The sequence below is a fragment of the Pedobacter nototheniae genome, from assembly GCF_032678625.1.
Taxonomy (GTDB): domain Bacteria; phylum Bacteroidota; class Bacteroidia; order Sphingobacteriales; family Sphingobacteriaceae; genus Pedobacter; species Pedobacter nototheniae_A.
This window is the reverse complement of the sequence record NZ_JAVTSO010000012.1, coordinates 21,441-36,300: the sequence shown is the minus strand read 5'-3', so window position 1 is coordinate 36,300 and position 14,860 is coordinate 21,441. Positions and strand designations below refer to the sequence as shown.

Annotated in this window: 11 protein-coding genes; 6 read left to right on the top strand and 5 right to left on the bottom strand. The window is 36.6% G+C overall.

Translation table 11 applies throughout. From position 1 onward, the window contains the following. The 3 genes from R2Q77_RS20875 to R2Q77_RS20865 all read left to right on the top strand — a co-directional run. Positions 1 to 293: hypothetical protein (locus R2Q77_RS20875; protein ID WP_316805651.1), on the top strand; the 293-nt coding region annotated here is incomplete at its 5' end. A 493-nt stretch (positions 294 to 786) separates the two neighbouring features. Further along, positions 787 to 1,491: a CoA transferase subunit A gene (locus tag R2Q77_RS20870; protein WP_316805650.1), complete on the top strand. Its 705-nt coding sequence runs from the start codon at positions 787 to 789 to the stop codon at positions 1,489 to 1,491. Between the two features lie 100 nt (positions 1,492 to 1,591). Continuing rightward, positions 1,592 to 2,251 carry a CoA transferase subunit B gene (locus R2Q77_RS20865; RefSeq protein ID WP_316805649.1) on the top strand — a complete coding sequence of 220 codons (660 nt, stop codon included), beginning with the start codon at positions 1,592 to 1,594 and terminating at the stop codon, positions 2,249 to 2,251. A 56-nt stretch (positions 2,252 to 2,307) separates the two neighbouring features. On the opposite strand, the gene R2Q77_RS20860 is transcribed toward R2Q77_RS20865, so the two are convergent. The 5 genes from R2Q77_RS20860 to R2Q77_RS20840 all read right to left on the bottom strand — a co-directional run bounded on the left by R2Q77_RS20860 (position 2,308) and on the right by R2Q77_RS20840 (position 9,582). Further along, positions 2,308 to 3,429, bottom strand: coding sequence for a PepSY-associated TM helix domain-containing protein (locus R2Q77_RS20860; protein ID WP_316805648.1), 1,122 nt, complete (start codon positions 3,427 to 3,429; stop codon positions 2,308 to 2,310). Positions 3,430 to 3,506: 77 nt separating this feature from the next. After that, positions 3,507 to 4,733, bottom strand: coding sequence for a DUF4374 domain-containing protein (locus tag R2Q77_RS20855; RefSeq protein ID WP_316805647.1), 1,227 nt, complete (start codon positions 4,731 to 4,733; stop codon positions 3,507 to 3,509). A gap of 14 nt (positions 4,734 to 4,747) precedes the next feature. Beyond that, on the bottom strand, positions 4,748 to 7,132 hold the full coding sequence (locus tag R2Q77_RS20850; protein ID WP_316805646.1) for a TonB-dependent receptor: 2,385 nt from the start codon (positions 7,130 to 7,132) through the stop codon (positions 4,748 to 4,750). A gap of 261 nt (positions 7,133 to 7,393) precedes the next feature. Then, the gene (locus R2Q77_RS20845; protein ID WP_316805645.1) at positions 7,394 to 8,041 is read right to left on the bottom strand and encodes a uridine kinase; all 648 of its coding nucleotides are present in this window, start codon (positions 8,039 to 8,041) and stop codon (positions 7,394 to 7,396) included. Continuing rightward, a complete protein-coding gene (locus R2Q77_RS20840) occupies positions 8,038 to 9,582 on the bottom strand; it encodes a LysM peptidoglycan-binding domain-containing protein (RefSeq protein ID WP_316805644.1) in 1,545 nt (514 codons plus the stop codon). Before R2Q77_RS20840 ends, R2Q77_RS20845 begins: the two co-directional genes overlap by 4 nt. 279 nt (positions 9,583 to 9,861) lie before the next feature. Here R2Q77_RS20840 and R2Q77_RS20835 point away from each other — a divergent pair, with 279 nt between their 5' ends. From R2Q77_RS20835 to R2Q77_RS20825, 3 genes are all read left to right on the top strand, one after another. Beyond that, entirely contained in the window at positions 9,862 to 10,341 is a 480-nt protein-coding gene (locus tag R2Q77_RS20835) for a DNA starvation/stationary phase protection protein (protein WP_316805643.1), read from the top strand. 188 nt (positions 10,342 to 10,529) lie between these two features. Beyond that, positions 10,530 to 12,359, top strand: coding sequence for a UbiD family decarboxylase (locus R2Q77_RS20830; RefSeq protein ID WP_316805642.1), 1,830 nt, complete (start codon positions 10,530 to 10,532; stop codon positions 12,357 to 12,359). Positions 12,360 to 12,411: 52 nt separating this feature from the next. Next, the gene (locus R2Q77_RS20825; protein WP_316805641.1) at positions 12,412 to 14,847 is read left to right on the top strand and encodes a hypothetical protein; all 2,436 of its coding nucleotides are present in this window, start codon (positions 12,412 to 12,414) and stop codon (positions 14,845 to 14,847) included. Positions 14,848 to 14,860 lie beyond the last annotated feature (13 nt).

Sequence of the window (14,860 nt, the reverse complement as noted above, 5' to 3'; positions counted from 1 at the left end):
GATTATGCAGCTGGCGTAGGCATTGTGAACAGGGACAAGCCTCATATTGCCGCAATTGGAATTCTGATGCTGCTATTCAAGAAAGGATGCAAGCCTTGAATTCGGCTACCTTTTTGTTAAGAAAAAGGTACGAAGCCTGTTTAGCTAAGACAATATTATCTATCCGCTTGCCGCGGGGCTCTTTTCTTTTTGACAGCAAAAAGAAACAAAAACTGCCGGCTTGCAATCTTTCTTTTAAAGCTATTGGTGAGGCTTTTTCAGTGCTTACCGAAACATTGACCATGCCGGTTTAAAAGCTGAACGGAGAGATGGTGCTTTGGCCTTGCTGGTTGTTAACTGCAATATCAGCTAAACCAGCTTTAATTTTCTCCAAATTTCCCCAAGCACGCTTTGGGCATAGCAGCATTTCGCCGGAGAGCACGCTAAAATTCTTGCAGGAATTTTAATGTTCCGAATAACAGTTAAGTAAACCTATAAATAATAAATTATTTCTTTTGGCCGGGACATTTTTTACAACGTTTGCCCTCTTTATATTTTTTACAGCACTTTTTAAATTCAGCTGAACAGCTGAAAATATATCCCATACCTTTTTGAAACTCAGGGTCGGTAGGTAAAATGAATGTGTTTTGCTCTTTCTCGTTCAACATTTCGGTACAAAGGTAGTTCTTATTTAGATTAATTACAATTAATTATCTACTTCTTAAAGTTTTACCTAAATACTTAAAGGAAAAAGGCAGTTTTAGCGATGGCTTTTGTATTTTAGCGGCCTAACCAAAAATTCATAAAATGATAAATAAAGTTGTATCTGGTGCGGAAGAAGCAATTAAAGATATATCTGATGGAGCTACAATCATGTTGGGTGGTTTTGGGCTTTGCGGTATTCCTGAAAATTGTATCAATGCACTGGTAGATAAACAGGTAAAAAATTTAACCTGCATTTCTAATAATGCCGGAGTGGATGATTTTGGCATCGGACTTATGCTGAAACAACGACAGGTAAAAAAAATGATTTCTTCTTATGTAGGTGAAAATGCAGAGTTTGAGAGGCAATTGCTAAGTGGCGAATTGGAGGTAGATTTAATTCCTCAGGGAACGCTTGCAACACGTTGTTTGGCCGCAGGTTACGGAATGCCGGCAATTTTTACCCCGGCGGGAGTAGGTACTGAAGTTGCCGAAGGGAAAGAAGTCCGCAATTTTGATGGTAAAGATTATTTAATGGAATATGCTTTCGATGCAGATTTTGCAATTGTAAAAGCCTGGAAAGGCGATACTGCCGGAAACCTTATTTTCCGTTCCACAAGCCGTAATTTTAATCCTGTAATGGCAATGGCTGGTAAGATAACCATTGCAGAGGTAGAGGAACTGGTAGAAGCTGGCGAATTGGATCCGGATTATATCCATACGCCGGGTATTTATGTTCATCGTATTTTTCAGGGAAAAGATTACGAAAAGCGAATAGAACAAAGAACAGTAAGGAAGCATGCAGAATAGGGAATTAGGAATTGGTGGTTTTGGCTTCTTTCAAAATTTACGAATTGAAACCTCAGTCCTTATGCATTCAAACACAATCATTCAATAATATTTATTATTTATGTTTTCAAAAGAAGAGATCGCGCAGCGAATCGCTAAAGAAATAAAAGATGGTTTTTACGTTAACCTCGGAATCGGTATTCCAACATTGGTTGCCAATTATATTCCAAAAGGTATTAATGTGGTGTTACAATCTGAAAACGGATTATTAGGTATGGGGCCTTTCCCTTTTGAGGGAGAAGAGGATGCCGACTTAATTAATGCCGGCAAACAAACCATTACAACATTGCCAGGATCATCTATTTTCGATTCTGCAATGAGTTTTGGTATGATTCGGGCACAAAAAGTAGATTTAACCATATTAGGTGCCATGGAAGTATCCGAACATGGAGATATTGCCAACTGGAAAATTCCAGGTAAAATGGTTAAAGGCATGGGTGGCGCAATGGATTTAGTGGCCTCCGCAAAAAATATCATTGTAGCCATGCAGCATGTAAATAAGGCAGGCGAAAGTAAATTGCTCACTAAATGTACATTGCCTTTAACGGGGGTAAACTGCATTAAAAAAATTGTAACGGAACTGGCTGTTTTAGATATTTTACCCGAAGGTGGTTTTAAGCTTTTAGAACGGGCACCAGGCGTGAGTGTAGATTTTATCAAACAATCTACAGCAGGAAGGCTAATTGTTGAAGGAGAAATTCCTGAAATGCTATTGGATTAAATTAACGACATAAAAAAGCAGAAAGTTATTTCTGCTTTTTTATTGAAAATACTACTTTAAGCCTTTGAAGGCCCTGCAGACATATTTTTAGGTTTTTTTTTCTTTTTTCCCCACCAAATATAAAAGCCTGTTATTGGAAGACTGGCACAAATTAAACTGGCCAAAAAGTATATAATTTTAGTGGTTAAACCACCTACAGCACCTACATGGATGGCATAATTGAGTTTTCTTACCTGGTCGGGAAATTTAAGCTCAATTAATCGTTTGTTAGAATTTGGCATTAACTCTAATGTAAGTGGATCAAAGGTTAAATCTCTCCAAAAACCATTAGTCATATCCGTACAGGCATAAATAGATTCATCCGGTTTTTCGGGGAAATGAATAATAACATCATTTTTGTTATACATGGCAATTTCATTAACAACTTTATGCCATATTATATCGGCAACCTCTACCGCAGGTTTATTTGCGGGACCAGAAACTTCAACCTTATTTCTTTTCCTCGGGCCACCTTCTCCACCTGTTAACCAGTATACACTTTTCGAAAACCATGAAAAACTCATGCATAAACCGGTAATTGCCATTAACAAGGCTATTATCAAAGAGTAAAAGCCTAAAACGTTGTGCAAATCGTAATTAACCCGTTTAAATTTTGCTTTCCACTTAATTTTAAAACTCTGATTTTTACCGGCTTTATTCCATTTTTTTGGCCACCACAAAATAATTCCACTAATTAACAATAGGAAAAAGATGAAAGTAGCCCAGCCTACAATTTGTCGGCCTATTTTTCCAGGCATCCACAAGTGGCGGTGCCCTGCGTTTACAAATTCAAAAAAAGTAGAGCCGTGGGCCATTGCAACAACCTCTGCGGTGTAAGGATTTACATAAACGTTCGAGTCCATTTCGTGTATGCTAAAATGGGCTGTACGGTTTTCGCCATGATACCAAACAGATTCTATTTCGCGCCCTGGCAGTGCTTTCTCTACAGCTTTATACAATACGGATGGTGGTAGAATTTTAGCTCCTTCAGGTTTTTCGGCATGTAACCAGGGAGAGGTGATACTTTTTATTTCCTGCTCAAATACCAGTATGCATCCGGTTATACTCAAAATAACAACGATAATTCCTGACGCTAAACCGAGCCAGAGATGAAGCCAGGCATTTATTTTTTTAAACATAAAGTTTTGCTGTTGATGAAAATAATGCCCCGAGTAGCTTAAGCCACCCAGGGGCATTTATTGTAATTAGGGATGGATTAATTTAAATCGTAAAGTACAGGCGTATTATCACTTCCACCTTCTACTTTTAGGCCCTTTTTAAGTGTATCTGCAATTGGATCATATTCCCATATGTAAATTGCGTCAGCTTTCGGATCGTTAACCGCAATATAAGCCTTGCCATTTTTTACAATTGCAGATCTTGAATTTAAAAGAGGAGGGAAATCTAATTTTTTGATCACAGTTTGTGTATTCACATCAACCACAAGATATTCCCACATCGATGCATACCACCAGTCATCTTTCGTTTTAACCTGGTTTGCGGCATCTTTAGCGTTGCAAACAATTGCTTTTCCATTACCTAAATAACATACGCCAACCTGGTTGTCTTTATTTACCTTTGCCGATATATTAAAGAAATAGGTAGGGTCAATTACATCTGTGCCTTTTTTAATTCTGAAAAAACCAGTAGGCATATCTGGCTTGTTGCCACCCAGCATTGGGATTGGATAAGTTAAAATATAGGTATCTCCGTTTTCTGTAAACTGGCTAAAATAGCCATTTCTTACGCCACCAATTGGAGCCGACCGAACGTCTTCGCTGGTTACTTTAAAGTTCTCCAAGGTGTTCAAGTCAGCTGATGCCAAATAAGATTTATCATAATGAACTTTCGTTATTTCGTTGTATAAACCATAACCTATTAACAATTTATTGCCACTTGCAATTACATTAAATACTCTTCTGCTATGGTCTGCAGGAATAGTCGATTTATCAAACTCTCCTGTTTTTACAAGCTTCATGGTACTTGTATTAACAATTGCATATAAATTGCTGCTTCTTGGACCAAACATTACCTGCTCGCTGTTTAACCATACGTGCCAGCCTAAATATGGACTTGGAAACGCACTGAATGGAATTTCGGCAATAGTCGATAACTTATTGTTTTCGAATTTAAACTTGCTAAACTTACCTTCATTAGGATCCAGGTGGTAAAAAAAACGTCCTTTTTGAATGATATTTTCGCCCCAGGTAAAAATATTAGAAACATTTATTCCACTTCCTTTCGGTGAAATAGAACCCGATGTTAAAGATTTTGCATCTAAAAGATAATCTGCATCGCCTACAGTGAAGATTACGGCGTAATCTGCATCTTTATCTGAGGTGCCCTCATCTGTTCCACTGCTTTTTTTACAGGCGCTAAAACTAATCAGGACCAGGAATACCATTGCGGTTGCAATGAATTGATTTTTAATTGTTGTGAACATGTTAATATTGATTTTTAATTGAAATTATTAATGGCGTATCTGAATTTGATAAAAAAAGAGCGTCCAGGTTTTTGGAGTTTAAAGTTGTCGTAAGCAATTTGGTTAGTTAAGTTTCTACTTTCGAGGGTGATGTTGTATTTACCTGATTCAAGTGAATATGTAAATGCAGCATTATGAATAACCTGGGTAGGGATATAATCATTAGTGGTTTTATCGCCCAGTTTAGACCAGTTTACAGAGTAGTTTTGGATGTACTGTGTAAACCAGTTGAATTGTAAACGGGTGCCTTTTCCGGCTAAACCATCTTTACCAATACTAAAATCGGCGTTTCCATATAGCCAAGGCTGGTTTGGAACCCGGCTTAAATAAGTAATTTTTTCTCTTACGGTTCCTCTGGCAAATTGCTGCCTGTCTACCGCGTTTTGATAGCTTACATTAACAAGCAGATTAAAGAGTCTGTTATAATCATAACGTATTTCACTTTCAAAGCCATCAATTTTAATACCCTCTACGTTATAGAACTGGGAGAAATTTCCGTCTCCACCGCCAGAAGGCGTAGAGACTATATAATCATTGGCATCGCGGTAAAAGCCGGAAACTTCTGCGTTAATTTGATTTTTGCCCCATTTTGCATTAAAGAACAAACCTAAATTATAGTTATCGCTGCGTTCGGGTTTAAGGTTGGGGTTTGCTAAAACAGTTTCCCTGTCTCCATAAAGCTCGGTTAAACCGGGTAAACGATAGGCGTGTTCGTAAGATGCTTTGATACCCAATGCCGGAATAATTTTATAAGTAGAAGCCAATCCGTATCCGTAATAATTTTTACTTTCAGTACTTGCAACATTATCCTTTGAATACACCTGACCAACCAACCCAAAATATTTTCCAAACAGGGTATTGATTAACTTGTTATCGAAAAAACTTTGTTGGTAGCTTAAGCCTACAATATTCTTGTTTAAGCGGTTAGAGCGGTCGTAGCTGTTGTTATACGGATCAATTTCATTGTAACCTTCTCTGTAAGAACTGTTAAAGTTGTAGGTTAAATTAACTAAGTGATTTTCTTTGATGTTATAGCCCAGGTTTAATTGCGCCAGTGCATTATGGCCTGTAAAATGGTTGATTACTTTTTTCTCTCCTGATAATTCGCCACCGTTCCGGATACTTCTTATCGATCCATCCCATTGGTAATAAGCGCCACTTGTATCGGTAACGATGGTTTTATTTGCTGAGAAATTGGCAAATACGCTGGCCGATAAACCATCAATAAATAAATTTTCTTTACGATAACGGATGGAAGGGATGAGGTTATTCCCTTTACTGGTCATTTTCCCAATTACACGTTCCTGGGTAGCACCAGTTTGGCGTTCTTTAAAATTATTGGTGTAGGTTAGTCCTACAACCAACACATCGGCCCATTTTTTATTGGTTACGCCAGATTCTATTTGCGCCATGTAAGATTCGTAGCCATCATGAAAACGCTTCAGTTTATCTTTGGTTACGAATTCGCCATTTTCTACAACCCTCAACAGCGCATTGGCTTTTGGATTGTTGTACATGTAATAGTCATTATCAGAAAAGTTGTAGTAAGCGCTGATATTTGTGGTAATGCCGCTTTTTTTTCCTGTAAAACTTCCGTTTAAGGCAGCCCTATGGGTATTAAAGGAGCCAATGCTATAACTTGCATCAAGCGATTTGCCTTTATTTTTTTTCATGATGATGTTAATAGCGCCACCCAAAGCATCTGAACCTAAAAAAGCAGGTACAACGCCTTTATAAACATCAATCCTTTCGGCAAGGTTAACCGGGATATTGTTTAGCGACATGCCGCTTCCGTAAGATTCCATCGGAATGCCATCGATAAAAAACTTAATGTGACTTCCGGATAAACCATTAATGGAAAAATTAAAATCAGAACCCAAGCCACCTTGTTCTCTAATTTTTACACCCGAACTGCGGTTTAGTATTTGATTGATATCGCTTGTTGTGTTCGCATATTGTTTAGTATCGATAGAATTTACGGCAAAACCAGATTCCTTTATTTTTCTGGATGGTGTTTTTCCGTTTACAGCTACTTCATCAAGTTGCTTCAAGTCTTTCTGTAAAGAGAGGTTCATAGAAATTTTTTGCCCCTCTTTAACTGAAATTTGTTTGGTTATTTTAAGGTAACCGATGTGTGAAATCTCAAGGATATAGTTTCCTTGTGTAATTCCATTGAGTTCGAAATAACCTGTGTGGTTACTGATTGCTGTAATTTGGGTGCTCTTCAATAAAATTGAAGCACCAGCAATGGTTTCATCTCCATCCTTAACATAACCTGAAACAGTTCCTTTTTGTTGAGCGAAAGTTAGTAGTGATAAAGAAGTAAATAATAAAGTGAGTAGAGCTTTTCGGTATAACATTATTTTAATATTGTGCATTTATAAGGTAGTAGCACAACGATCAAATTACCGAAGGTGTAAAATGAAAAATAAAGTAATTAGCGTGTAAAAGACTTAAGGTAAGTTGGTTTTTTTGTTAAAACCTGATGTTAAATCATTTTAATGCTGGATTCAGCATGATTTGTATTTGAAATATAGAATAGTAGAAATTTCTGAATAAAAAAAGCCCATATTCAGCTTTAATTCGCTAAATATGGGCTGTATGTTAATACTATGTGGTAATTAAACGTTTACCAGTATGGTGTTGCGTAATTCTAATGAAATATCTTCAGTTATCCTGATAATCTCATCAGGTTCGTTGGTGTTGTTCATAATAACCCGGTTACAGCTGCCTTTATAAGGCAATAAATATTCTTTATAAGCCGGCATTACATGATTGTTCCATTTATATAATACATCTTCTTCGGGATAACCACGCTCCAAACCATCACGTTTTATACGGCGGTCTAATGCAATCTGTTCATCGGCATCAACAAAAATCTGGTGATCCAGTAAGGCTGCAATTTCTTTAAAATGAAGAATGAAAAGCCCCTCAACAATAATAATCGGTGCTGATTTAATCTCTAATATTTTAACAACTGCCAAAGGATTATTGAAATTGTATTCTTTTTTATAAACAACCTCTCCATTCATCAGTTGTTTAATGTCTCTTAAAAACTGATCACTATCGATGGTAGATGGAAGATCAAAGTTATACAGTTTGTTTTCTTCCTGTGTCATTTCGCCCGCAGGGATGTAATAATCATCCTGTGATACGAGTGTAACTTCATCCTGTTTAAAGTGATGGAGAAAACAATTCAGAAAAAACGTTTTGCCAGATCCACTGCCACCGGCAATACCAATTATAAACGGCTTTTTATTTAAACTCATTGAGGGCTATACATTATATTGCAAAAAAATCTCTTATCTAAAGCACCTAAAGAATCGGCTACAGCTTTAGTGGTTACAATTATAACATCTTTTGTGGATTCGTTCTCTGTAAATTTACCAACAACTTTTGCGTAGGTTGTACGGTTTGTCATGGGGTTGGTAATTTTAATCACTTTACCAATGGGTGCTGTACGGTGTAAAACCAACATTTTAGAAGCATCAAGGTCGGCATCTGAAATCCATACAGCTGTTCCTTTTTCTTCAACCTGGTTTAAGCCATAAACACTGGGGTCACGACGTAATTTTGGATCTCTAACGGATGTGCTATCTGGATTTACTTCCTGATCCTGTTTAGAAAGATCGTTCACAGATTTTGGTTCTGGGGGCTTCGGAATAACCAGTTTTTGCCCTAAGCCAAGCGAATTGTCATTTAATTTATTCGCTGTTCTGATTTGATACGCCGTTAAATTATACTTTTTAGCAATACTGAAAATTGTTTCTCCCTGAACAACGGTATGAATAAAACTTTCTTCTTTTGAAGCAGAAACTGTTTCCTTTACTTTTTCTACTGCTTTCTCTTTAACTTCTGCTGCTTTTTCTTTTGGAGGCTGAACATCAACAACAACATTTGAAGAGAGTTTTAAAACCTGACCTGTAGCCAGCGTATTATCGGGTAAATTGTTAAGCGTTCTAATCTGATAAGCCGTTATGCCATATTGTTGTGCAATAGAGAAAATGGTTTCGCCTTGTTTAACCGTATAAGTGCCACTTGCTTCTCTTGGCTTATTTTCTTCAGCAGGTGTATTTATGACCTGGCTTTGATCAATATTTTTAGTCGCCGGGATTTTTAGTTTTTGGCCAATACGAAGATTGTTGCCAGAAAGATTATTTGCTTTTTTAATTTCTTCTACAGTAGTGCCAAATTTATCGGCAATTCTGCCTAAAAACTCCTTAGGACGAACTTCGTATTCAATCATTGCCGGATTGTCGGCAGGCTGGGCTTGCGTTGTGCTTTTTTCTGCAACAGGGGTAGCTACCGGACGATTGCTTTCAGTTACAGGTGCATTACCCGTGTTTTTTACTGGAATTTTTAAAACCTGTCCTATTCTTAAATTGCTGGATTGTAAGTTGTTTAGGGCTTTAAGCTCATTTATGGTTGTACCATACTTTTCAGCGAGCATATTCAGGTTATCTTTTGCTACAACCGTATGCTCGGTTATGTTAGCTGTATTTTGTGGCGGACCAGAAGCATTACTGGCTGCGGGATTATTACCTGTGGAGTTGAAGGGAATGTTGGTCGGAACTTTAATAATTACCCCAACCTGGAGGTATTTATTTTCGTTGTAAGCCATAATTTCTTTAGGCGAAACATTGTATCTTCTTCCAATAGAATAATAAGTGTCTTTAGCTACAGTTTGATGAATGATTAGCTTTTTACCATTGTTGTTCTCTACACCGATAGAGTCTATTACTGTGCTTGCTTTAGCATTTGCGGCGTTTAAGGCCAGCAATAACACAGCAGATAAATATATTTTATGCATTTACTTCTATATAAATTTTATAAACAAGGGGAGCAATTATACGAATAATATTATAAACCATTTTTATGCAAAGGTACCGTATTTGGGCGAAAAATTAAGTCTGTTATATCACCTTAACTATAATTGTATCATAAACAAATAGTTGCCTTAATGAGGCTTTATATAATTACAAATTATAAACGAACATATAATTAAGGTATTGTTTGAAATTGAATTTATGCCTCAAACTTTTATGTTTTTGAGTTGTTAGGCTATCAAACAAATTAGAAATACAATATTATGGACGCTAAAGAAATAAGTTTAAACGAAAAAGAAGTTAAACCAGTTGTAGATTTATTAAACGATTACCTTGCAAATTATCACATTCATTATCAGAAATTAAGAGGTTGCCATTGGAATATTAAGGGGCAAAACTTTTTTACACTGCACATAAAATTTGAAGAACTATATACAAACGCGCAATTAACAATTGATGAAATTGCTGAGCGTGTTTTAACCCTGGGAAAACCACCACACAGCCGTTTTGCTGACTATATTAAAGAATCTGAAATTAAAGAAATCAATACCATTGGCTTAAATGATTTAAGTATGGTTGATGCAATTTTAGAAGATATGGCAAAGTTAATTGAACTTGAACGTACCTTACTGGAAGCAACAGACGAAGCAGGGGATGATGGTACTAATGATATGGTAAACCGTTTCATGCAGTTTAAAGAAAAAAACACCTGGATGTTACGTTCATTTGCAGGAAAAAAATAGTTTTTATTAACCGAACATTATAAACTGCGGCTTAACTACATCATCTATTTGTTGTGCAGCAGCGAAATTATATGATACTAATTCCTTTGTCTGGATTTTAATCCGGCAAAGGAATTTTTAATTTAAAGTGTGCCATAACCTTACAATTTCAGGGTTAACTTCCGGAGGTAACTCTGTATATTTGCCAAATGGCGTATAAAAGTTTAGCAGAATGCGTAAATGATCTCGAAAAACATGGTCATTTAATAAGAATAAAAGAAGAAGTAGATCCTTACCTTGAAATGGCAGCCATCCATTTAAGGGTTTTTGAAAATAACGGACCTGCCTTGCTTTTTGAAAACGTTAAAGGGAGTCCTTTTCCTGCTGTTTCCAATCTTTTTGGAACACTGGAGCGTTCTAAGTTTATTTTTAGGGATACCCTGCCTAAAGTACAACAGCTGGTTTCTTTGCGGTCAGACCCAATGAAAGCTTTGAAAAATCCATTTAAATATGCAGGTTCTGCAATGTCGGCGCTTTCGGCTTTGCCTATGAAAACACCTTCTGCCAAGCATAAATTTTTAAAAACGAGCATCAGTAAACTGCCTCAAATTGTAAATTGGCCAATGGACGGCGGTCCTTTTGTAACGATGCCCCAGGTATATACAGAAGACGTGGATAAACCCGGAATCTTAAATGCAAATTTAGGCATGTACCGTATCCAGCTGGGCGGTAACGATTACATTCAGGATAAAGAAATAGGCTTACATTATCAAATCCATCGGGGGATAGGCGTTCACCAAGCTAAAGCCAATGCCTTAGGTTTGCCATTAAAAGTAAGTATTTTTGTTGGTGGCCCGCCGTCGCATCCCTTGGCTGCAGTAATGCCCTTACCAGAAGGCTTATCTGAAATGACTTTTGCCGGTGCATTAGGAAACAGAAGATTCAGGTATTTTTATGATGATGAAGGTTTTTGTATTTCTGCAGATGCAGATTTTATTATTACAGGGACGGTTTACCCTGGAGAAAACAAACCCGAAGGCCCTTTTGGAGACCACTTAGGTTATTATAGTTTAACTCACCCGTTTCCTTTAATGAAAGTGCACAATGTTTACCATAAAAAAGATGCCATTTGGTCTTTCACCGTTGTTGGCCGGCCCCCACAAGAAGATACCAGTTTTGGGGCTTTGATTCATGAAATAGCTGGATCAGCAATTCCACAGGAAATACACGGTTTAAAAGAAGTAAATGCTGTAGATGCGGCCGGTGTACATCCATTATTGTTTGCCATTGGCAGCGAGCGGTATACACCTTATTTAAACGAAAGAAAACCTCAGGAAATATTAACAATTGCCAACCATATTTTAGGTAAAAATCAGCTGAGTCTTGCTAAATACCTGCTGATTGCAGCTCAAGAAGATGATCCAAATTTAAATACACATGACATAGAAGCGTTTTTAAGGCATATTTTAGAAAGGATAGATTTAAAAACAGACTTACATTTTTATACCAATACCACTATTGATACACTTGATTATAGCGGGGAAGGATTAAACAGCGGATCGAAATTAGTAATGGCAGCTGCGGGTAAGCAGAAAAGAAAGTTAAGTACTGAAGTTCCTGTTGGTTTAAATTTACCTGAAACTTTTAAAAACCCACATTTGGCCATTGCCGGTGTATTGACATTAACCGGTAAAGCTTATCAGAACGAGGTGAGAACCAAGGGGGAAATGGAAGAATTGAATGAAGCTTTTAAAAATCAGGATTTAACAGGTTTTCCATTAATTGTACTTTGCGATGACGCAAAATTTGCGGCAGAAAATACCAATAACCTGGTTTGGATAACTTTTACCAGAAGTAACCCGGCAGCTGATATTTATGGTATCAACGAATTTACAGTTAATAAGCATTGGGGTTGTAAAGGATCAATGATCATTGATGCGCGCAAAAAGCCGCACCATGCACCGGAACTGATTAAAGATGCAGAACTTGAGCAGAAGTTAGATTTATCAAAAGGAAAAGCAGCCTGGTATAAAGCGTAATTAAATTGAAAATGTAATTTTTTTTTATAAATTTTAAGCATACCTTAATTGTATGCCTTTCAAGTTTTCCTTAATTTGTTTTTTGTTCTTTATTTGTTCGTTGGCTAAATCTTATGGTCAGGAAACAAAATTGGACAGCATTAGTGATAACCTGCATAATTATGGTTTAACCCATAACAACTCCAAACTTTTTATTCACTTTGATAAAAACGTTTACACAAATAACGATAAGGTTTGGTTTACAGGTTATTTATTAAATTCTGTAACCGATTTAAGCCTATACAATACATTGTATTTATCGCTGATCAATAATCAAGACAGTACAGTTGTTCTTCAGCAGAAGTTTCTCCTTAGTGAAGGATTTTGTTTTGGTGGTTTAACGCTGCCTGATTCTTTATTAAGCAATGATTATAGCTTTGTTGCCAATACTAATATTAAGGTAAATGGAAAACCAGACGGAGAATTTGTACAGCCGGTTACCATTATATCAACAACGGTTAATCCTTTAATTGCCGCTTTATCCATTTTTAAAAATTATGATGAAGTAACCAAAAATGGAACAGTTTTACTCAAAGCCTTATCCAGTAATAATCGGTTTGTAGCCGATGCTGAAATTAAATATTCTATTGGACGCAATAATCAGATTGTGCAAAAGGGGAGCGCAAAAAGTAGTGTTATTGGCGAATTAATGATTAATTATCCGGCTGATCAGATTAATCTCGAAAATAACCTCTTATCGGTTTCTGTGAAAAAAGGAAATCAAATCAGGTACATTAACATAGATCTTCCTGTACTGAAAGTTAAAAAATATAAGGTGCAATTTTATCCGGAAGGCGGGCATCTGGTTAATGATCTCTGGTGCAGGGTAGGATTTGAAATAAAAGATGAAGAAGGAAGTGCAATAAGAGCAAGAGCCATATTATTTGAAAATAAAACAGCAAAAGATACTATTGAAACAAATTCAAGCGGCTTAGGTACTTTTTTAATCAAACCGGCTTTAAACCAAAAGTATACAGTTAAGCTGCTTCAGGAAGATACGGACAATGCTACTTATGATTTGCCCGAGCGTTTAGCCAATGGCATAATAATAAGAATTGGTTCAGCAGTTGTAGATAATGAACTGGTTGCAAAAATTGAAAGCAGCAGCAAGGAGAAAATTCATATTTTGGTGCATAATTTTGACCAGGTTTTTTTGCAAAGCACCCTTAATCTGAACGGTAAAAATATCCAGAGCGTTCGGTTTAAACTGGATTCCATCCCGCTTGGCTTACAAGCCATAACAATTTTGGATAGTTTATTTAGGCCTGTTGCCGAAAGAATTTTCTTTGCTCATTACAATCAGCTTAATCGTATGGAAATTAAAGCCGATAAAGAAGAATATTTGGTAAGGGAAAAAATAAATCTGAAATTAAAAATCATTGGAAAAGATGATGCATTGGTTTCTGGCCTTGTCTCTGTTGCCTGTGTTCAGGCAAATCGCGTTACATTAAGAAATCAGCTAAATATTGTTGATTATGCTTACCTGCAATATCCTTTAGGCTCGCTTCCTGTTAATGCTCAGATTTTTAAATCCATTGACATAGATTACCTGGACGCTGTGCTGTTAATTAAAGGGTGGAGAAAGTATTTTTGGCCCGCAGAAAGGCAAAATACCCCTGATTTAAACACGCTTGTATCTACCTATGATTTTAAAGGAGCAATAACTAAAAACAAAAAGCCCTTAAAAACTCCGGTAGAACTTAACATATATTCCAATAAAAGTATTTCTACGCTTAGTACGGACAGTATTGGGCATTTTAATATTCCGTATTCGAATATATTGTCGTCAGATGCTAATAAAGCCTGGTTAAACTTGAATAGTAAAAGTTATTTTCAATACGAGGTAAATGTCAACGATCCTCAAGATGAAATAAAGAAGTATGTTAAGTCGAAAACGTATTATCCCGTTCTTAATAAAACAAGAGTATTGAATGATGAAAATCGAATTTATATACCAGGAGGAATTAAGTTAGAGGAGGTCGTTGTGAAAGGTAAAAAAGATAAGGAGCGGATGGAGTTTGAAAGAAACGGTTATGCCAATAAGTGCGGCGATTATGTTTGCATGTATAATATTTTAAATTGTGAAAATCATAGAAATAACCAATCGAACAGAGCACCCGTTAAAGGGAAAACATATGCTCGTTCTGATGGAGAAGGAACCGTTTTTTACACGGGCTGTACAGTGCAGGAACTGGCTCCGAACATAACTTTATTAAAAACCATAAACCTTCCGAAAGAATTTTACCTCTCCGACATCAGTAATAAAAACGAACCTATAGATTTTCCCACTGTTTACTGGAATTACCAGGTGGATATTAACAACAATACCGAAACGCCACTTTCGTTTAATACCGGTGATCTTACCGGGAAATTTAAAATTATTATCCAGGGAGTTACCGAAAATGGAATTGTTTACGGAGAAAAAGAAATTGTAATTAAGAATCCATAAAAATAAATCCTGA